The sequence below is a fragment of the Pseudomonas subflava genome (assembly GCF_023823685.1).
GTDB classification, from domain to species: Bacteria; Pseudomonadota; Gammaproteobacteria; order Pseudomonadales; family Pseudomonadaceae; genus Aquipseudomonas; species Aquipseudomonas subflava.
In genome coordinates this window covers 63,156-82,867 of the sequence record NZ_JAMXBF010000013.1, presented here as the reverse complement: position 1 = coordinate 82,867, position 19,712 = coordinate 63,156, and the positions used below count along the sequence as shown (strand labels likewise).

At 65.6% G+C, this 19,712-nt stretch carries 20 protein-coding genes; 17 read left to right on the top strand and 3 right to left on the bottom strand.

Features of this window, described 5'->3' with window-relative positions; translation table 11 throughout:
• The first annotated feature begins 200 nt into the window (after positions 1–200).
• The 10 genes from NF616_RS17520 to hisC all read left to right on the top strand — a co-directional run bounded on the left by NF616_RS17520 (position 201) and on the right by hisC (position 8,172).
• Positions 201–1,010 (top strand): ATP-binding cassette domain-containing protein, encoded by an 810-nt coding sequence (locus NF616_RS17520; RefSeq protein ID WP_252274680.1) that lies wholly within the window; start codon positions 201–203, stop codon positions 1,008–1,010.
• A complete protein-coding gene (gene mlaE, locus NF616_RS17515; protein ID WP_252274679.1) occupies positions 1,010–1,807 on the top strand; it encodes a lipid asymmetry maintenance ABC transporter permease subunit MlaE in 798 nt (265 codons plus the stop codon). Before NF616_RS17520 ends, mlaE begins: the two co-directional genes overlap by 1 nt.
• Positions 1,807–2,274 carry an outer membrane lipid asymmetry maintenance protein MlaD gene (gene mlaD / locus NF616_RS17510; protein ID WP_252274677.1) on the top strand — a complete coding sequence of 156 codons (468 nt, stop codon included), beginning with the start codon at positions 1,807–1,809 and terminating at the stop codon, positions 2,272–2,274. The genes mlaE and mlaD overlap by 1 nt, the downstream gene beginning before the upstream one ends.
• 2 nt (positions 2,275–2,276) lie before the next feature.
• A complete protein-coding gene (locus NF616_RS17505) occupies positions 2,277–2,921 on the top strand; it encodes an MlaC/ttg2D family ABC transporter substrate-binding protein (RefSeq protein WP_252275064.1) in 645 nt (214 codons plus the stop codon).
• Complete coding sequence (locus NF616_RS17500; RefSeq protein WP_252274675.1) at positions 2,918–3,226, top strand: STAS domain-containing protein; 309 nt, start codon at positions 2,918–2,920, stop codon at positions 3,224–3,226. The genes NF616_RS17505 and NF616_RS17500 overlap by 4 nt, the downstream gene beginning before the upstream one ends.
• A 175-nt stretch (positions 3,227–3,401) precedes the next feature.
• Complete coding sequence (locus tag NF616_RS17495; protein WP_137974937.1) at positions 3,402–3,641, top strand: BolA family protein; 240 nt, start codon at positions 3,402–3,404, stop codon at positions 3,639–3,641.
• A 13-nt stretch (positions 3,642–3,654) separates the two neighbouring features.
• Positions 3,655–4,920 carry a UDP-N-acetylglucosamine 1-carboxyvinyltransferase gene (murA, locus tag NF616_RS17490; protein ID WP_252274673.1) on the top strand — a complete coding sequence of 422 codons (1,266 nt, stop codon included), beginning with the start codon at positions 3,655–3,657 and terminating at the stop codon, positions 4,918–4,920.
• Between the two features lie 12 nt (positions 4,921–4,932).
• Positions 4,933–5,568 (top strand): ATP phosphoribosyltransferase, encoded by a 636-nt coding sequence (gene hisG, locus NF616_RS17485; RefSeq protein WP_043309132.1) that lies wholly within the window; start codon positions 4,933–4,935, stop codon positions 5,566–5,568.
• 123 nt (positions 5,569–5,691) lie between these two features.
• A complete protein-coding gene (gene hisD, locus NF616_RS17480) occupies positions 5,692–7,002 on the top strand; it encodes a histidinol dehydrogenase (protein ID WP_252274672.1) in 1,311 nt (436 codons plus the stop codon).
• A gap of 114 nt (positions 7,003–7,116) precedes the next feature.
• Positions 7,117–8,172, top strand: a complete 1,056-nt coding sequence (gene hisC, locus NF616_RS17475) for a histidinol-phosphate transaminase (protein ID WP_252274670.1) — start codon at positions 7,117–7,119, stop codon at positions 8,170–8,172.
• A gap of 37 nt (positions 8,173–8,209) precedes the next feature.
• Here hisC and algW read toward each other — a convergent pair whose 3' ends face one another.
• Positions 8,210–9,370: a Do family serine endopeptidase AlgW gene (gene algW / locus NF616_RS17470; RefSeq protein WP_252274668.1), complete on the bottom strand. Its 1,161-nt coding sequence runs from the start codon at positions 9,368–9,370 to the stop codon at positions 8,210–8,212.
• Between the two features lie 113 nt (positions 9,371–9,483).
• Between algW and NF616_RS17465 the strand changes: the two genes are divergently transcribed.
• From NF616_RS17465 to cysN, 3 genes are all read left to right on the top strand, one after another.
• Positions 9,484–10,242, top strand: coding sequence for a Nif3-like dinuclear metal center hexameric protein (locus NF616_RS17465; RefSeq protein WP_252274667.1), 759 nt, complete (start codon positions 9,484–9,486; stop codon positions 10,240–10,242).
• A gap of 219 nt (positions 10,243–10,461) precedes the next feature.
• Entirely contained in the window at positions 10,462–11,379 is a 918-nt protein-coding gene (cysD, locus tag NF616_RS17460) for a sulfate adenylyltransferase subunit CysD (RefSeq protein ID WP_252274665.1), read from the top strand.
• A 12-nt stretch (positions 11,380–11,391) separates the two neighbouring features.
• Complete coding sequence (cysN, locus tag NF616_RS17455; RefSeq protein ID WP_252274664.1) at positions 11,392–13,284, top strand: sulfate adenylyltransferase subunit CysN; 1,893 nt, start codon at positions 11,392–11,394, stop codon at positions 13,282–13,284.
• Positions 13,285–13,597: 313 nt separating this feature from the next.
• Here cysN and NF616_RS17450 read toward each other — a convergent pair whose 3' ends face one another.
• On the bottom strand, positions 13,598–14,032 hold the full coding sequence (locus tag NF616_RS17450) for a Z-ring associated ZapG family protein (protein ID WP_252274662.1): 435 nt from the start codon (positions 14,030–14,032) through the stop codon (positions 13,598–13,600).
• A 131-nt stretch (positions 14,033–14,163) separates the two neighbouring features.
• Here NF616_RS17450 and NF616_RS17445 point away from each other — a divergent pair, with 131 nt between their 5' ends.
• The 3 genes from NF616_RS17445 (at position 14,164) to zapE (ending at position 17,332) form a co-directional block, all read left to right on the top strand.
• The gene (locus NF616_RS17445) at positions 14,164–14,796 is read left to right on the top strand and encodes an alpha/beta hydrolase (RefSeq protein ID WP_252275062.1); all 633 of its coding nucleotides are present in this window, start codon (positions 14,164–14,166) and stop codon (positions 14,794–14,796) included.
• 18 nt (positions 14,797–14,814) lie between these two features.
• Positions 14,815–16,161, top strand: a complete 1,347-nt coding sequence (locus NF616_RS17440) for a tryptophan--tRNA ligase (protein WP_252274660.1) — start codon at positions 14,815–14,817, stop codon at positions 16,159–16,161.
• A gap of 76 nt (positions 16,162–16,237) precedes the next feature.
• Entirely contained in the window at positions 16,238–17,332 is a 1,095-nt protein-coding gene (gene zapE / locus NF616_RS17435; protein ID WP_252274659.1) for a cell division protein ZapE, read from the top strand.
• An 82-nt stretch (positions 17,333–17,414) separates the two neighbouring features.
• On the opposite strand, the gene NF616_RS17430 is transcribed toward zapE, so the two are convergent.
• Positions 17,415–18,317 carry a GlxA family transcriptional regulator gene (locus NF616_RS17430; RefSeq protein WP_252275060.1) on the bottom strand — a complete coding sequence of 301 codons (903 nt, stop codon included), beginning with the start codon at positions 18,315–18,317 and terminating at the stop codon, positions 17,415–17,417.
• Positions 18,318–18,536: 219 nt separating this feature from the next.
• Here NF616_RS17430 and NF616_RS17425 point away from each other — a divergent pair, with 219 nt between their 5' ends.
• Positions 18,537–19,673 (top strand): acyl-CoA dehydrogenase family protein, encoded by a 1,137-nt coding sequence (locus tag NF616_RS17425; RefSeq protein WP_252274657.1) that lies wholly within the window; start codon positions 18,537–18,539, stop codon positions 19,671–19,673.
• Positions 19,674–19,712: the final 39 nt, after the last annotated feature.

The window sequence follows — 19,712 nt, the reverse complement described above, 5'->3', positions numbered from 1 at the left end:
GGAATGGCATCCGGGCTCACCTGCGTCGCTCCCGCTGCGTGACTTTTTGGACCAATTGTTATGAAAAGGTTGCAGCGGCTTGGGCGCCAATGCCCGCCGGTGCTATATTTCGCGCCCTGTTCGGCCTGACCGCGGGCGCCAGGTATCCCCGCTGCGGGATTCGGCGTCTGACCAGGAAGGTCGTGTAACAAGGAGTTGAGATGAGCGCCGAAAATGCCTACGCCGTCGAATTGAAGGGCCTGACCTTCAAGCGGGGTGTGCGCACTATCTTCGAGAATGTCGACATCCGCATTCCGCGCGGCAAGGTCACCGGCATCATGGGGCCGTCCGGCTGCGGCAAGACCACCCTGCTGCGGCTGATCGCCGCCCAGCTCAGGCCGCAAGGCGGCGAGGTATGGGTCAACGGGCAGAATCTGCCGAGCCTGTCGCGTGCCGAGCTGTTCGACATGCGCAAGCAATTCGGCGTGCTGTTCCAGAGCGGTGCGCTGTTCACCGATCTCGACGTGTTCGAGAACGTCGCCTTCCCGCTGCGGGTGCACACCAAGCTCTCCGACGAGATGATCCGCGACATCGTGCTGATGAAGCTGCAGGCCGTGGGCCTGCGGGGCGCCGTCGAGCTGATGCCGGACGAGCTGTCCGGGGGCATGAAGCGTCGCGTGGCGCTGGCGCGTGCCATCGCGCTCGATCCGCAGATCCTCATGTACGACGAGCCGTTCGTCGGCCAGGACCCCATCGCCATGGGTGTGCTGGTCCGCCTGATCCGCCTGCTCAATGACGCGCTCGGCCTGACCAGTATCGTGGTCTCCCACGATCTGGCGGAAACCGCCAGCATCGCCGACTACATCTATGTGGTGGGTGATGGCCAGGTACTGGGGCAGGGCACGCCGGCCGAGCTGAAGAATTCCGATAATCCGCGCATCCAGCAGTTCATGAAGGGCATTCCGGACGGTCCGGTGCCCTTCCACTATCCGGCGCCGGATTATCTCGACGATTTGCTGGGAGTGCGCTGATGCGTAGGAAATCCCTCGTGGAGCGCGTGCGCCTGCTCGGTCGCGCCGGTATCGACGTGGTTCAGGCCATGGGGCGCTCGACCCTCTTCCTGCTCAGCTCGCTGTTCGGGCGCAGCGGCCTGCGTAACGGCAGCCAGCTGCTGATTCGCCAGCTGTACTCGGTGGGCGTGCTGTCGCTGCCGATCATCGTGGTCGCCGGGCTGTTCATCGGCATGGTGCTGGCCCTGCAGGGTTACAACATCCTTACCAGCTATGGTTCGGAGCAGGCGGTGGGGCAGATGGTCGCCCTGACCCTGCTGCGCGAGCTCGGCCCGGTGGTGACCGGCCTGCTGTTCGCCGGCCGCGCAGGCTCGGCGCTGACCGCCGAAATCGGCAACATGAAGTCGACCGAGCAGCTGTCCAGCCTGGAAATGATCGGCGTCGACCCGCTCAAATACATCATCGCCCCGCGCCTGTGGGCCGGCTTCATCTCCATGCCCCTGCTGGCCGCCATCTTCAGCGTGGTCGGTATCTGGGGCGGCGCGATGGTCGCCGTCGACTGGCTGGGCGTCTACGAAGGCTCGTTCTGGTCGAACATGCAGAACAGCGTGCAATTCACCGAGGACGTGCTCAACGGCGTGGTCAAGAGCATGGTGTTCGCCTTCGTAGTGACCTGGATCGCCGTGTTCCAGGGCTATGACTGCGAGCCGACCTCGGAAGGGATCAGCCGCGCGACCACCAAGACCGTGGTCTATGGCTCCCTGGCCGTGCTCGGCCTCGACTTTATTCTGACCGCCCTGATGTTTGGAGATCTCTGATGCAAAGCCGCTCCCTGGAAATCGGCGTCGGCCTGTTCCTGCTGGCCGGATTGCTGGCGCTGCTGCTGCTCGCCCTGCGGGTCAGCGGTTTGTCGGCCGCCAGCTCGAGTGACACCTACCGGCTTTATGCGAACTTCGACAATATCGCCGGTCTTACCGTAAGGGCCAAGGTCACCATGGCCGGCGTGACCATCGGCAAGGTCACTGCCATCGACCTGGACCGCGACAGCTACACCGGCCGCGTGACCATGGAGGTCGAGAAGCGGGTGGACAACCTGCCGGCCGACTCCACGGCCTCGATCCTCACCGCCGGCCTGCTGGGCGAGAAGTACATCGGCATCAGCGTGGGCGGCGAAGAAGACCTGCTCAAGGATGGCAACACCATCCATGACACCCAGTCTTCGCTGGTGCTGGAGGATCTGATCGGCAAATTCCTGATGAACTCGGTGAATAAGGAAAGCAAATGAACATCGCCAACTCCCTGCGCCGCGGACTGCTGATTCTGCTGGCCTGCCTGCCGCTGGCGGCCATGGCCGCCCCGAGCGCCCACGACGTGGTGAAGAAGACCACCGACGAGTTGCTCGCCGACCTGGAGGCCAACCGCGCCACCTACAAGCAGAATCCTGAGGCGTTCTACGACACGCTGGAGCGCATCCTAGGCCCGGTGGTGGACAGCGAAGGCATTTCGCGCAGCATCATGACCGTCAAATACTCGCGCAAGGCCAGCGACGCGCAGATCAAGCGCTTCGAGGAGAACTTCAAGCGCGGCCTGATGCAGTTCTATGGCAACGCCCTACTCGAGTACGACAACCAGGACATCCGCGTGCTGCCGGCCAAGGCCGATGGCGACGACCGCGCCAGCGTCGGCATGGAGGTCAAGGACAGCAAGGGCACCCTCTATCCCGTGTCCTACACCATGGTGCGGATCGACGGTCAGTGGAAGCTGCGCAACGTGATCATCAACGGTATCAACGTCGGCAAGCTGTTCCGCGATCAGTTCGCCGATACCATGCAGCGCAATGGCGACGATCTGGACAAGACCATCGATGGCTGGGGTGCGGTGGTGGCCAAGGCCAAGGAAAGCGCCGACGGCCAGAAGGCAGGCGGTCAATGAGCAACGCCTCCATCCGCCAAGGTGCGGAGGGCGAATTGCTGCTCGGCGGCGTGCTCGACTATCGCAGCGGGCCGTCGCTGCGCGAGCAGGGTGGCGAGCTGATCCGCGCCAGCGCCGCGTCTGCGCTGGTGCTGGACTGTGCGGGCGTGGAGAAGTCCAGCAGCGTCGGTCTGTCGCTGCTGCTGGCATTCATGCGCGATGCCCGGGCCGCCGGCAAGTCGGTCGCGGTACGTGCACTGCCGGAAGACATGCAGGGCATCGCCCGGGTTTCCGGCCTGCACGAGCTGCTCGGCCTGCCGGCCTGAGTTCCGCACGCAGGCGGCTTCTCGCCCGGATTCACGGCTCGAGGTCGCTCGGGTCCTGATCGCGTCAAGGCCCTCCGTCTGCCGGGCTTCGCAGGCGGGGGGCTTTTTTGTATGATTGCCGACCCGCGAGCCCTGGCCCGCCCATGAATTCTTTTGTGCCGATCGAGGTTTGAGCATGCAGGCCGTAGAAGTTAAGAACCTCCTGGAGGCCAAGCTGCCCAACACCCGCGTCGAGGTAGAGGGCGAGGGCTGCAACTTTCAGCTGAACCTGATCAGCGACGAGCTGGCCGCCCTCAGCCCGGTCAAGCGCCAGCAACAGATTTACGCCCACCTCAACGAGTGGATCGCCAGTGGTGCCATCCACGCCGTGACCATGAAATTCTTCAGCCAGGCCGCCTGGGCCGAGCGTTCGTGAGCCCGAGATTCGAATGGACAAACTGATCATCACCGGCGGTATCCGCCTCGACGGCGAAATCCGCATTTCCGGCGCGAAGAACTCCGCGCTGCCGATTCTCGCCGCCACCCTGCTGGCCGACACCCCGGTCACCGTGTGCAACCTGCCGCACCTGCACGACATCACCACCATGATCGAGCTGTTCGGTCGCATGGGCGTGCAGCCGATCATCGACGAGAAACTGTCCGTCGAAGTCGACGCCAGCAGCATCAAGACCCTGGTCGCGCCCTATGAGCTGGTGAAGACCATGCGCGCCTCGATCCTGGTGCTCGGCCCGATGGTCGCGCGCTTCGGCGAGGCCGAAGTGGCCCTGCCCGGTGGCTGCGCCATCGGCTCGCGCCCGGTCGACCTGCACATCCGCGGCCTCGAAGCCATGGGCGCCGAGATCCTGGTGGAGGGTGGCTACATCAAGGCCAAGGCCCCGGCGGGCGGCCTGCGTGGCGCGCACTTCTTCTTCGATATCGTCAGCGTGACCGGTACCGAGAACATCATGATGGCCGCGTCCCTGGCCAAGGGTCGCACCGTGCTGGAAAACGCCGCGCGCGAGCCGGAGGTGGTCGATCTGGCCAACTTCCTCAACGCCATGGGCGCCAAGATCAGCGGCGCCGGCACCGACACCATCGTTATCGAGGGAGTCGAGCGCCTCGGTGGTGGTCGCTACAGCGTGATGCCCGACCGTATCGAGACCGGCACCTACCTGGTGGCCGCCGCCGCCACCGGTGGCCGTGTGAAGTTGAAGGACACCGATCCGACCATCCTCGAGGCCGTGCTGGCCAAGCTGCAGGAAGCTGGCGCCGAGATCAACATCGGCAAGGACTGGATCGAGCTGGACATGAAGGGCAAGCGTCCGAAGGCCGTCAACGTCCGCACCGCACCGTACCCGGCGTTCCCGACCGACATGCAGGCCCAGTTCATCTCTCTCAACGCCATCGCCGAGGGCACCGGCACCGTGATCGAGACGGTGTTCGAGAACCGCTTCATGCACGTCTACGAGATGAACCGCATGGGCGCTCAGATCCTGGTCGAGGGCAACACCGCCATCGTCACCGGCGTGCCGGCGCTCAAGGGCGCTCCGGTCATGGCAACCGACCTGCGTGCCTCCGCCAGCCTGGTGATCGCCGCGCTGGTGGCCGAGGGCGAGACCCTGATCGACCGCATCTACCACATCGACCGTGGTTACGAGTGCATCGAGGAAAAACTGCAGTTGCTCGGCGCCAAGATCCGCCGCGTGCCGGGCTAGTAAGGGCGTTTCATGCTGACCATCGCGCTGTCCAAGGGCCGCATCCTCGACGACACCCTGCCGCTGCTCGCCGCGGCAGGTATCGAGCCGACCGAGAATCCGGAAAAGAGCCGCAAACTGATCATCCCGACTACTCAGGATGACGTGCAGCTGCTGATCGTGCGCGCCACCGACGTGCCGACCTACGTCGAGCACGGCGCCGCCGACCTCGGCGTGGCCGGCAAGGACGTGCTGATGGAGTACGGCGGCCAGGGCCTGTACGAGCCGCTCGACCTGCAGATCGCCAACTGCAAGCTAATGACCGCCGGCAAGGTCGGCGCGCCGGAGCCGAAAGGCCGCCTGCGCGTCGCCACCAAGTTCGTCAATGTCGCCAAGCGTTACTACGCCGAGCAGGGGCGTCAGGTCGACGTGATCAAACTGTACGGCTCGATGGAGCTAGCCCCGCTGGTGGGTCTGGCCGACAAGATCATCGACGTGGTCGACACCGGCAACACGCTGCGTGCCAACGGCCTGGAGCCCCAGGAGCTGATCGCCCACATCAGCTCGCGACTGATCGTCAACAAGGCCTCGATGAAGATGCAGCATGGCCGCATCCAGGCGCTGATCGAGACCCTGCGTGGCGCCGTCGAGGCGCGACACCAAAGCTGATACCTCCAGTGCGGCCCTGCGCCGCACGCGCCTATCCGTGTCATAGCCAGAATTCTCAGGTGCCCGCGCGGAGCGGCTGGTACTCTACGGGCGCCTGAGCAATAGCCAATCAAGAGGCCCGCTATGACCGCTTCCGTTGCCATCCGCCGACTCAATGCCGCTGACCAGGATTTCGCTCGACACCTGGATCATCTGCTGAGCTGGGAAAGCGTTTCGGACGATGCGGTCAATCATCGCGTGCTGGAGATCATCGACGCCGTGCGTGCGCGTGGCGACGCCGCCGTGGTCGAGTACACCCAGCGCTTCGACGGCGTCGAGGCGCAGTCCATGGCCGAGCTGATCCTGCCGCGCGAGCGCCTGGAGCTGGCCCTGACCCGCATCAGCGCCGAGCAGCGCGCGGCGCTGGAGAAGGCCGCGGAACGCGTGCGTCTGTACCACGAGCGGCAGAAGCAGGATTCCTGGACCTACACCGAGGCCGACGGCACGGTGCTGGGGCAGAAGGTCACCCCTCTGGATCGCGCCGGCCTATACGTGCCGGGCGGTAAGGCCTCTTACCCGTCCTCGGTACTGATGAACGCCATCCCGGCCAAGGTCGCCGGCGTGCCGGAAGTGGTCATGGTGGTGCCGACCCCGCGTGGTGAGATCAACGAGATCGTCCTCGCCGCGGCCTGCGTGGCCGGGGTCGACCGCGTGTTCACCATCGGTGGTGCCCAGGCCGTGGCCGCGCTGGCCTACGGCACCGAGAGCGTGCCGCCGGTGGACAAGATCGTCGGCCCGGGCAACATCTATGTCGCCACGGCCAAGCGCCACGTGTTCGGCAAGGTCGGCATCGACATGATCGCCGGCCCGTCGGAGATCCTCGTGGTCTGCGATGGCCAGACCGACCCGGACTGGATCGCCATGGACCTGTTCTCCCAGGCCGAGCACGACGAGGACGCCCAGGCCATCCTGGTCAGCCCGGATGCCGCCTTCCTCGATCGCGTGGCCGAGAGCATCGCCAAGCTGCTGCCGACCCTGGAGCGCGAGAGCATCGCCCGCACCTCCATCGAGGGCCGCGGCGCGCTGATTCAGGTCGCCGACATGGCCCAGGCCATCGAGGTGGCCAACCGCATCGCGCCGGAACACCTGGAGCTGTCGGTGGAGAACCCCGAGCAGTACCTGCCGCAGATCCGCCATGCCGGTGCCATCTTCATGGGCCGCTACACCGCGGAGGCGCTGGGCGACTACTGCGCGGGACCGAACCACGTGCTGCCGACCTCCGGCACCGCGCGCTTCTCCTCGCCGCTGGGCGTGTATGACTTCCAGAAGCGCTCGTCGATCATCCACTGCTCGGCCGAGGGTGCGTCCGAGCTGGGCAAGGTCGCCTCCGTGCTGGCCCGTGGCGAGTCGCTGACCGCGCATGCGCGCAGCGCCGAGTACCGCATCAAGCCCTGATGGCTGCTTTGTAGGGTGGGCAACGCTTTGCGTGTCCACCGTTTTGTCCGGTGGAAAACGCTTCGCGGTTTTCCACCCTACGCAAACTGAATGAATTCGAGGAGAGAAGGGCAGATGAGCAAATTCTGGAGCCCCTTCGTCAAGGACCTGGTGCCCTACGTGCCGGGTGAGCAACCCAAGCTGGCCAAGCTGGTCAAGCTCAACACCAACGAGAACCCCTACGGTCCGTCGCCCAAGGCGGTTGCGGCCATGCAGGCCGAGCTGGGCGACAATCTGCGCCTGTACCCGGACCCGAACAGCGATCGCCTCAAGCAGGCGGTGGCCGCCTACTACGACGTGAGCACTGCCCAGGTGTTCGTCGGCAACGGCTCCGACGAGGTGCTGGCGCACGCCTTCCACGGGCTGTTCCAGCACGGCAGTGCGCTGCTGTTCCCGGACGTCACCTACAGCTTCTATCCGGTCTACTGCGGTCTGTACGGCGTGCCCTACGAGGCTCTGGCGCTGGACGAGCAGTTCCAGATCCGCGTGGAAGACTACGCGCGGCCCAACGGCGGGATCATCTTCCCCAACCCCAACGCGCCGACCGGCTGCCTGTTGCCGCTGGAGGCCGTCGAACGCCTGCTGCAGGGCAGCCCGGACAGCGTGGTGGTGGTGGACGAGGCCTACATCGACTTCGGTGGCGAGACGGCGATCAAGCTGGTCGACCGCTATCCGAACCTGCTGGTGACCCAGACCCTGTCGAAGTCGCGCTCGCTGGCCGGTCTGCGGGTCGGCATCGCGGTCGGTCATCCGGACCTGATCGAGGCGCTGGAGCGGGTCAAGAACAGCTTCAACTCCTATCCGCTGGACCGCATGGCCATCGTCGGTGCGGCGGCGGCGTTCGAGGACGAGGTGTACTTCCGCGAGACCTGCCAGAAGGTCATCGACAGCCGCGAGCAACTGGTCGCAGAGCTCGAGGGCCGGGGCTTCGAGGTGCTGCCCTCGGCGGCCAACTTCGTCTTTGCCCGCCACCCGCAGAAGGATGCCGGCGAGCTGGCCGCGGCCCTGCGCGAGCACGGGGTGATCGTGCGGCACTTCAAGCAGGCGCGCATCGCCCAGTTCCTGCGCATCACCATCGGCAACCCGGAACAGAACCAGGCGTTGCTCGACGCACTCGGCCAGGTTCTCTGAGCCGAAACGAAAAAGGCGCCCCGCGGGGCGCCTTTTTTCATGGCTGCTGAGGCTGTGGCTTCACCTCGACCGGCGGGCGTACGCCGATCTCGGCGGTCAGCTTCATGACCTTGCCGTTGCGCAGCACTTCGATCGTTAGCTGGTCGCCCGGCTGGGCGCGTGCCACCTGGTTCATCGAGCGGCGGCCGTCCACCGCCGCCTCGTCGCCGATCCTGAGGATCAGGTCGCCCGGCTGCAGCCCGGCCTTCTGCGCCGGACCGCCGCGGTACAGGCCGGCGACCAGGATGCCGGCACGACCCTGCAGGCCGAAGGACTCGGCCAGCTCCGGGGTCAGCGGCTGCACCTCGATGCCCAGCCAGCCGCGAATCACCTGGCCGCGCTCGATGATCGCCTTCATCACCTCGCGGGCCAGCTTGACCGGAATGGCGAAGCCGATGCCCTGCGAGCCACCGGACTTGGAGAAGATCGCCGTGTTGATACCGATCAGGTTGCCGTGGGCGTCCACCAGCGCACCGCCGGAATTGCCCGGGTTGATCGCCGCGTCGGTCTGGATGAAGTCCTCGTAGGTGTTCAGGCCCAGCTGGTTGCGGCCGGTGGCGCTGATGATGCCCATGGTCACCGTCTGGCCGACGCCGAAAGGGTTGCCGATGGCCAGGGTGACGTCGCCGATCTGGATCTGGTCGGAGCGGCCGAGGGTGATCGCCGGCAGGTTCTCCAGGTCGATCTTGAGCACCGCGAGATCGGTCTCCGGGTCGCTGCCGATCAGCCGGGCCAGGGTCTCGCGGCCGTCCTTGAGCGCCACCACGATCTGGTCGGCGTCGCTGACCACGTGATTGTTGGTCAGCAGGTAGCCCTCGCGGCTCATGATAACCGCCGACCCCAGGCTCGATTCCATGCGCCGCTGCTTGGGCAGGTTGTCGCCGAAGAAGCGGCGGAACACCGGGTCTTCCAGTAGCGGGTGGCCGGACTTGCTCGCCACTTTGGTGGTGTACAGGTTGGCCACCGCCGGCGCGGCGCGGCTCACGGCGTCGGCGTAGGACACCGGGCCTTCCTGGGCGATGCCGTAGCGCGGCGCCTGCTGCAGGTGCACCTCGTTGCCGGGCAGGCCGACCCACTGGGGATAGCGCTGGATCAGCAGCAGTGCCAGCAAAAGACCGACGACCAGGGGCCAGCCGAGAAAGCGCAGGGCCTTGAGCATTGCAGAGAAATCCTGAGGTTGCGGGGGCCGGAGTCGGCCCTTAAGGTGGCGGCATTATAGAGGCGTCGCCGTCCCGAAGGGCAGCGCCGGCAACAGCTTGACGAGGATTTTTCATGGCCATCGCCCTGACCACCCTGGTGGATGAAGCCGACCGTTTTCTCAGTGCCGCGCGCATCTCCGACTACTGCCCCAACGGTCTGCAGGTCGAGGGACGGCCGCAGGTGCGGCGCATCGTCAGCGGCGTGACTGCCAGCCAGGCGCTGCTCGATGCCGCGGTAGAGGCCGAGGCCGACGTGGTGCTGGTGCATCACGGCTATTTCTGGAAGGGCGAGGACGCCCGCATCACCGGCATGAAGCGCCGCCGCCTGCAGACCCTGCTGGGCAACGACATCAGCCTGCTGGCCTACCATCTGCCGCTGGACGTGCACCCGGAGGTGGGCAACAACGTCCAGCTGGCGCGCCAGCTCGACATCACCGTGGAAGGCCCGCTCGACCCGAACAACCCCAAAGTGGTCGGCCTGCTCGGCTCGCTGGCCGAGCCCGTGAGCGCGCGCGATTTCGCCCGCCGCGTGCAGGAGGTGCTGGGCCGCGAGCCGCTGCTGGTGGAGGGGCAGGGCATGGTGCGCAAGGTCGGCTGGTGCACCGGCGGCGGCCAGGGTTACATCGACACTGCCATCGCCGCCGGGGTGGACCTGTTCCTCACCGGCGAGGCCTCCGAGCAGACCTTCCACAGTGCGCGCGAGAATGGCGTGAGCTTCATCGCCGCCGGCCATCACGCCACCGAGCGCTATGGCGTGCAGGCGCTGGGCGATTACCTGGCGCGGCGCTTCGCCGTTGAGCACCTGTTCATCGATTGCCCGAACCCGGTTTGACGCGGTGGTAGAGCCGAGACGGGCTGGTGCGTTTTGGCGAGGCCACCGCCGCCGGTACGGCGAATCGGAGTAGGTGAATCGGCCCGAACGGCACTGATTTTCGGGCATAAAACTAGATCGTTTCGTTCTAACCGGGCGCCTCAATAGAAGGAGGTGCTGTGCTAGAGTGCGCGCTCGTCCACGGCCCGCCGGCCGTCCACACCTGACCTGTGATAAGCCATGCTCGACAAACTGACGCACCTGAAACAGCTCGAGGCAGAAAGCATCCACATCATTCGTGAGGTGGCCGCCGAGTTCGACAACCCGGTGATGCTGTACTCCATCGGCAAAGATTCCGCGGTGATGCTGCACCTCGCCCGCAAGGCCTTCTTCCCCGGCAAGCTGCCGTTCCCGGTGCTGCATGTCGACACCCGCTGGAAGTTCCAGGACATGTACCGCTTCCGCGAGAAGATGGTCGGCGAGTACGGCCTGGACCTGCTCACCCACATCAACCCCGATGGCGTGGCGCAGGACATGAATCCCTTCACCTACGGCAGTGCCAAGCACACCGACGTGATGAAGACCGAGGGCCTCAAGCAGGCGCTGGACAAGTACGGTTTCGACGCCGCCTTCGGCGGGGCCCGTCGCGACGAGGAGAAGTCCCGCGCCAAGGAGCGCGTCTACTCCTTCCGCGACAGCAAGCACCGCTGGGACCCGAAGAACCAGCGCCCCGAGCTGTGGAACGTGTACAACGGCAAGGTCAAGAAGGGCGAGTCGATCCGCGTGTTCCCGCTGTCCAACTGGACCGAGCTGGACATCTGGCAGTACATCTACCTGGAGCAGATCCCGATCGTGCCGCTGTACTTCGCCGCCGAGCGCGAAGTGATCGAAATGAACGGCGCGCTGATCATGATCGACGACGAGCGCATCCTCGAGCACCTGACCCCCGAGCAGAAGGCCAGCATCACCAAGAAGATGGTGCGCTTCCGTACCCTCGGCTGCTACCCGCTGACCGGCGCGGTGGAGTCCACCGCGACCACGCTGCCGGAAATCATCCAGGAAATGCTCCTGACCAAGACCAGCGAACGCCAGGGTCGGGTCATCGACCACGACCAGGCCGGTTCGATGGAAGAAAAGAAACGTCAGGGCTACTTCTAAGGTTCTCGCACCATGTCGCATCAATCCGATCTGATCAGCGAGGACATCCTCGCCTACCTGGCCCAGCACGAGCGCAAGGAACTGCTGCGCTTCCTCACCTGCGGCAACGTCGACGACGGCAAGAGCACCCTGATCGGGCGCCTGCTGCACGACTCCAAGATGATCTACGAAGACCACCTGGAGGCCATCACCAAGGACTCCAAGAAGGTCGGCACCACCGGTGACGACGTCGACCTGGCGTTGCTGGTGGACGGCCTGCAGGCCGAGCGCGAGCAGGGCATCACCATCGACGTGGCCTACCGCTACTTCTCGACCGCCAAGCGCAAGTTCATCATCGCCGACACCCCCGGCCACGAGCAGTACACCCGCAACATGGCCACCGGTGCGTCCACCTGCGACCTGGCCATCATCCTGATCGACGCCCGCTACGGCGTGCAGACCCAGACCAAGCGCCACAGCTTCATCGCCTCGCTGCTGGGCATCAAGCACATCGTCGTCGCCATCAACAAGATGGACCTCAAGGACTTCGACCAGGGCGTGTTCGAGCAGATCAAGGCCGACTACCTGGCCTTCGCCGAGAAGATCAAGCTGAACGCCAGCTCGCTGCACTTCGTGCCCATGTCGGCGCTGAAGGGCGACAACGTGGTCAACAAGTCCGAGCGCTCGCCCTGGTATACCGGCCAGTCGCTGATGGAGATTCTCGAGACCGTCGAGATCGCCGCCGACCGCAACCTCGACGACATGCGCTTCCCGGTGCAGTACGTCAACCGCCCGAACCTGAACTTCCGCGGCTTCGCCGGCACCCTGGCCAGCGGCGTGGTGCGCAAGGGTGATGCGGTGCTGGCACTGCCGTCCGGCAAGGGCAGCAAGGTCAAGTCCATCGTCACCTTCGAGGGCGAGCTGGAGCAGGCCGGCCCGGGCCAGGCCATCACCCTGACCCTGGAAGACGAGATCGACGTTTCCCGCGGCGACATGCTGGTGCATGCCGACAACCGCCCGCAGGTCACCGACGGCTTCGAGGCGATGCTGGTGTGGATGGCCGAGGAGCCGATGCTCCCGGGCAAGAAGTACGACATCAAGCGCGCCACCAGCTACGTGCCGGGCTCGATCCCGAGCATCGTCCACAAGGTCGACGTCAACACCCTGGAAGAGGCCGCCGCCAGCAGCCTGCAGCTGAACGAGATCGCCAGGGTCAAGGTTGCCCTCGACGCACCCATCGCCCTCGACGGCTACGGGCAGAACCGCACCACCGGCGCCTTCATCGTCATCGACCGCCTGACCAATGGCACCGTCGGCGCCGGCATGATCATCGCCGCGCCGCAGTCGGGTGGTGGTCATCGCGACACCGTCGGCCACGTCAGCAGCGACGAGCGCGCCGCGCGCTTCGGTCAGCAGCCTGCCACCGTGCTGTTCAGCGGCCTGTCCGGCGCCGGCAAGAGCACCCTGGCCTATGCCGTGGAGCGCAAGCTGTTCGACATGGGCCGTGCCGTGTACGTGCTGGATGGCCAAAACCTGCGCCACGACCTGAACAAGGGCCTGCCGCAGGACCGCGCCGGTCGTACCGAGAACTGGCGCCGCGCCGCCCACGTTGCCCGTCAGTTCAACGAGGCAGGCCTGCTGACCCTTGCCGCCTTCGTCGCCCCGGATGCCGAGGGCCGCGAGCAGGCCAAGGCGCTGATCGGTGCCGATCGCCTGATCACCGTGTATGTCCAGGCTTCGCCGGCGGCCTGCCGCGAGCGCGATCCCCAGGGCCTGTATGCCGCCGGTGGCGACAACATCCCGGGCGAGTCCTTCCCCTACGACGTACCGCTGAACGCCGATCTGGTGATCGACACCCAGTCTGTGCCGGTGGAGGAGGGCGTCAAGCAGGTGCTCGATCTGCTGCGTGCCCGCGGCGCGATCTGATCGGAGCGCTCACGGAAAGCCCCGCCTGATGCGGGGCTTTTTCTTTTCCGCAGGCCCGCACGCCGCACTCTTCCACGCGTAGGGCGCGCCGTGCGCACCAAGGCGTTTTGCTCATGGCTTCGCGTGCTGCGTCAGAATCTGAACGCGCACGAAACCGCTCGGTGCAGGCGTACTCGTTTTAGGGCTCAAACGCGGTCCGGTTTTCGCCAATACATGCGGCGCCCCCTGCGTTGAGTGTGTCTCCGTCAGACGGCACATAAATCCCGGCCAAGAAAAAGCCCCGCATCGGCGGGGCTTCTCGTTCGGGCGCTAATCAGCGCTTGAGGCCGAAGGTCTCGTCCAGGGTGCCGGGGGAGTCCGGCTCCTTCGGCGCGTAGTCCTTGGGCGCCTCGTTGCTCCTCGGCGGAGTCAGGCGTTCGCGCGGGGCCTTGCCGTCTTCGGTATGAAGTGCGGCGAGCAGGCGCTGGCGGGTCAGTTCGTCGGCGGCCAGGCGGTTGGCGCCCTGGGACAGATGCTCCTGCACGTCCTGGTAGCTCTGGGTCAGCTTCTTCACCAGGCTGGCGGTGGTGTTGAAGTGGGTCACCACTTCGCTCTGGTAGCTGTCGAAGCGCTGCTGCATTTCGTCCAGCTGGCGCTGGGTGCGGTTGGGGGCTGCGTTGGGTAGCAGGCGCGCCGCCAGGAAGCCGATGGCGACGCCGACCAGCAACGCGAGGGCGGGCAGCAGCCAGGGGGTGAGCGATTGTTCCACGAGTCCTTCCTCTGAAAGCGGCTTTGTTTTACGGTAGCGGCTCTCGCCGGCGCTGTATACCGCGGCTTAGCCTGTTGTGCGATGTGCCTAACCAAGACGTGTCGACCCTGCCCCGGGTCACGGAGTTCCTGCTGTTGATCCGCGAAAATCCCCTCTCCATCGACGGCCCGTGCGGCCCGCTCGAGGCCCTGCTGTGTGAAGTGCCGGACGCCCGCGGCGTCGCCCTGATCTGCCATCCCAACCCTGTGCGGGGCGGCACCATGCTCAACAAGGTGGTCTCCACCCTACAGCGTGCGGTGCGCGACATGGGCTACCACACCCTGCGCTTCAACTACCGCGGCGTCGGCGCCAGCGCCGGCAGCCACGACATGGGCACGGGCGAGGTGGACGACGCCGAGACGGTGGCGCACTGGTTGCGCGAAAAGTACCCCCAGTTGCCGCTGAGCCTGCTCGGCTTCTCCTTCGGCGGCTTCGTCGCCGCAGCCCTGGGCGGGCGCCTGGAGGATCAAGGTGTCGCCATTCCCAGGCTGTTCATGGTCGCGCCGGCGGTGCATCGCCTGCTGGCGCCCGAGCACCTGCCGCAGGGGGGCGAACTGGTGGTGGTGCAGCCTGAGCAGGACGAGGTGGTGGAGCCCGAGTCGGTCTACGCCTGGTCCGCCGCGCTATCCCGTGCCCACGAACTGCTGAAGGTGGCAGAATGCGGCCACTTTTTTCACGGCAAGCTGCCCGAGCTGAAAGAGCTGGTCCAGCCCCGTCTCCAATAAGTTGAAGCGAACAGCCAGATGACCACCCGTATCCTCACCGGTATCACCACCACCGGCACCCCGCACCTGGGCAATTACGCCGGTGCGATCCGCCCGGCCATCGTCGCCAGCCGCGCCGCCGACGCCGATTCCTTCTATTTCCTCGCCGACTACCACGCGCTGATCAAGTGCGACGACCCGGCGCGTATCCAGCGTTCTCGCCTGGAGATCGCCGCCACCTGGCTGGCGCTGGGGCTGGATACCGACAAGGCGACCTTCTACCGCCAGTCCGACATCCCCGAGATTCCCGAACTGTGCTGGCTGCTCACCTGCGTCGCCGGCAAGGGCCTGCTCAACCGCGCGCATGCCTACAAGGCCTCGGTGGACAAGAACGTCGAGCAGGGCGAAGACCCGGACGCCGGCGTGACCATGGGCCTGTTCAGCTACCCGGTGCTGATGGCGGCGGACATCCTGATGTTCAACGCGCACAAGGTGCCGGTCGGCCGCGACCAGATCCAGCACGTGGAGATGGCGCGCGATATCGGTCAGCGCTTCAACCACCTCTTCGGTGCAGGCAAGGAGCTATTCACCCTGCCCGAAGCGGTGATCGAGGAAGAAGTGGCAACCCTGCCTGGCCTCGACGGCCGCAAGATGAGCAAGAGCTACGACAACACCATCCCGCTGTTCGGCAGTGCCAAGCAGCTGAAGGAGGCGATCGCGCGCATCGTCACCGACTCCAAACTGCCGGGCGAGCCGAAGGACGCCGACGGCTCGCACCTGTTCACCCTGTACCAGGCCTTTGCCACCCAAGCCCAGCAGGCGGAGTTCCGTGCCGAGCTGGAAGGCGGCCTGGCCTGGGGCGAGGCGAAGAATCGGCTGTACCAACTGCTGGAAAACGAACTGGGCGAGGCCCGCGAGCGTTACAACGCGCTGATCGCCAAGCCGGCCGACCTGGAAGATATCCTCCTGGCTGGCGCGGCTAAGGCGCGCAAGATCGCCACGCCGTTCCTCGGCGAGCTGCGCGAGGCCGTGGGCCTGCGCTCTTTCCGCGAGCAGGTGCAGAGCGCCTCCGGCGAGAAGAAAAAGGCGGCCAAGAGCGCGCGCTTCGTCAGCTTCCGCGACGACGACGGCAGCTTCCGCTTCCGCCTGTTGGACGCCGCCGGCGAGCAGCTGCTGCTGTCGAAATCCTTTGCCGACGGCAAGGCCGCCGGCCAGGCCAGCAAGCGCCTGCAGTCCGGCGAGACGCTGGATGTGCGCGCCGAGGGCCAGGCCTTCTCCGTGTGGCTGGATGGCGAATCGGTCGGCAATAGTCCGGCCTTTGCCGACGCCGCCGCTCTGGATGTCGCCATTGCCCGCCTGCGCGAGGCGCTCGCCCCGCAGGAATGACGCGCACGGCGTGATTGCCAAGCAACGGGGCCGTCGCTAAAGTGACCGCCCCGTTTTTGTTACCGAAGTTCCCAGAATGACCCCTCTTGAGCGCTATCAGGCCGATCTGAAGCGGCCGGACTTCTTTTACGACGCCGCGCAGGAAAATGCCGTGCGCCACCTGCAGCGGCTCTACGACGATCTCGTCAGCGAGTCGCAGTCGTCCTCCGGCCTGCTCGGCAAATTGTTCGGCAAGAAGCGCCAGGCCCCGGTCAGAGGCCTCTACTTCTGGGGCGGTGTCGGCCGTGGCAAGACCTATCTGGTCGACACCTTCTTCGACGCGCTGCCCTTCGAACAGAAGATGCGCACCCACTTCCACCGCTTCATGAAGCGCGTCCACGAGGAGATGAAGACCCTCAAGGGCGAGAAGAACCCGCTGACCATCATCGGCAAGCGCTTCGCCGACGAGGCGCGGGTGATCTGCTTCGACGAGTTCTTCGTCAGCGACATCACCGACGCCATGATCCTCGCCACCCTGCTGGAAGAGCTGTTCAAGAACGGTGTGAGCCTGGTGGCCACCTCCAACATCGTGCCGGACGGCCTGTACAAGGACGGTCTGCAGCGTGCGCGCTTCCTGCCGGCGATCGCCCTGCTCAAGGAGCACACCGAGATCGTCAACGTCGACAGCGGCGTGGACTACCGCCTGCGCGCGCTGGAGCAGGCCGAGCTGTTCCACTTCCCACTGGGCCCGGCGGCCGAGGAGAGCCTGCAGAAGAGCTTCCGCAGCCTGTTGCCGGACTGCCAGCACATGGTGGAGAACGAGGCGCTGACCATCGAGAACCGCACGATCAACGCGGTGCGGGTCTGCGAAGACGTGGCCTGGTTCGAGTTCCGCGAACTGTGCGACGGCCCCCGCAGCCAGAACGACTACATCGAGCTGGGCAAGCTGTTCCATGCGGTGATCCTGGCCAACGTCGAGCAGATGAGCGTGGCCAAGGACGACATGGCGCGGCGCTTCATCAACCTGGTGGACGAGTTCTACGACCGCAACGTCAAGCTGATCATCTCCGCCGAGGTGGAGCTGAAGGACCTGTACAGCGGCGGTCGCCTGAACTTCGAGTTCCAGCGCACCCTGAGCCGCCTGCTGGAGATGCAGTCGCACGAGTTCCTGTCGCGCCCGCACCGGCCCTGACCGGCTGAGGCTGGAAAGAAAAAGGGCTGCCCACGGGCAGCCCTTTTTGCGTTTAGGCGGTTTGTGATCGGGCGACCTGCGGTCAGGCGCTTTCCTTGTGCTGGAACTGGCGGCGGTACTGGTTCGGCGACAGCCCGGCGTGCTGGCGGAACAGGCGGGCGAAGAAGCTGGCGTCGTCGTAGCCCACTTCGTAGCTGATGGTCTTGATGCTCTTGCGGGTGGCCGACAGCAGACCCTTGGCCGTCTCGATGCGCAAACGCTGCAGGTAGTGCAGCGGCTTGTCGCCGGTTGCGCTTTGGAATCTCCGCATAAAGTTGCGGATGCTCATGCCGTGCTGGCGCGCCACGTCCTCGATACGGAATTTCTCGGCGAAGTGTTCCTCCAGCCACTGCTGCACCTGGAGGATGGCCACGTCCTGGTGCAGTTTCTGGCCGCCGAAACCGATGCGGCCCGGGCTGTAGCTCCGCTGGGTCTCGTAGAGGATGTCGCGGGCCACGCCCTGGGCGATGCCGGCGCCGCAGTAGCGCTCGATCAGGTAGATATAGAGATCGCAGGCCGAGGTGACGCCGCCGGCGCAGTACAGGTTGTCGGCATCCGACAGGTGCTTGTCCTGGTTCAGCAGGACCTGGGGAAAGCGCTCGGCGAATTCGCGGAAAAAGCGCCAGTAGGTAGTCGCCTCCTTGCCGTCGAGCAGGCCGGCCTGGGCCATCCAGAACACCCCGGTGGCCTCGCCGCAGATGGCGCTGCCGGCGGCATGCCGCTCGCGCAGCCAGGGCAACACTTCGGGGCAGCGCTGGCAGAGTACGTCGAAGTCGCCCCAGAAGGCCGGCAGGATGATCACCTCGGCCTCGCCCAGGCGGCCGTCCACCGGGATCACCGCCTCGCTGAAGCTGGTCACCGCCTGGCCATCCGGGCTGACCACGCGGATCTGGAAGGCCGAAGCCGTGCCCAGTCCCTGTTGCTTGCCATGGCGCAGCCCGGCCATGTGAAAGAAGTCCCGGGCCTGCATCAGGGTGGCGGCGAAGACGCCATCGGTGGCGAGCAGGGCGATGCGTGTGGGCGACATGTCTATTGTTCTTATGTGGTTAAACGGTCATCGTCTGGCTGGATCGTCTTATTTTTTGTCGCAAGTGTCCAGTGTCGATGGCGCGGGCGCTGACCTAGAGTGGGGCCACCCAACGATCACTCAGAAGCAGGTGTAACAATGATTCCAAGAACCCTGTTCAGCTCCGAGCACGAGCTGTTCCGCGAGTCCGTGCGCAAGTTCTTCGAGCAGGAGGCGGTGCCCTTCCATGCCCAGTGGGAGAAGGACGGTCACATCGACCGCGCCCTGTGGAACAAGGCCGGCGAGGCCGGCATGCTCTGTTCGCACCTGCCCGAGGAGTACGGCGGCATGGGCGCCGACTTCCTCTACAGCGCCGTGGTCATCGAGGAGCAGTCGCGCCTGGGCCTGTCCGGCGTCGGCTTCTCGCTGCACTCGGACATCGTCGCGCCCTACATCCTCCACTACGGCTCGGAGGAGCAGAAGCTGCACTACCTGCCCAAGCTGGTGAGCGGCGAGATGGTCACCGCCATCGCCATGACCGAACCGGGCACCGGCTCCGACCTGCAGGGCGTGAAGACCACCGCCGTGCTGGATGGCGACGAGTACGTGATCAACGGCTCGAAGACCTTCATCACCAACGGCTGGCTGGCCGACCTGGTGATCGTCGTGGCCAAGACCGACCCGAAGGCCGGCGCCAAGGGCATCAGCCTGTTCCTGGTGGAGGCCGACACCCCGGGCTTCTCCAAGGGCAAGCGTCTGGAGAAGGTCGGCATGAAGGCTCAGGACACTTCCGAGCTGTTCTTCCAGGACGTGCGCATTCCCAAGGCCAACCTGCTCGGCAAGGAAGGCCTGGGCTTCGTCTACCTGATGCAGGAGCTGCCACAGGAGCGCCTGACCGTGGGCGTCGGCGCGATCGCCTCGGCCGAGGCGGCGCTGCAGTGGACCCTGGACTACACCCGCGACCGCAAGGCCTTTGGCCGTCCGGTGGCGGACTTCCAGAACACCCGTTTCAAGCTGGCCGAGATGGCCACCGAGATCCAGGTCGGTCGCGTCTTCGTCGACCGCTGCCTGGAGCTGCACCTGAACAGGAAACTCGATGTGCCGACCGCGGCGATGCTCAAGTACTGGGGCACCGACCTGCAGTGCAAGGTGATCGACGAGTGCGTGCAGCTGCACGGCGGCTACGGCTACATGTGGGAGTATCCGATCGCCCGCGCCTGGGCCGACTCGCGGGTGCAGCGCATCTACGCCGGCACCAACGAGATCATGAAGGAAATCATCTCGCGGGCGCTGTGAGCCCGCCCGGTTCGCCTGCGGTCGCCGCGGGCGAACCCG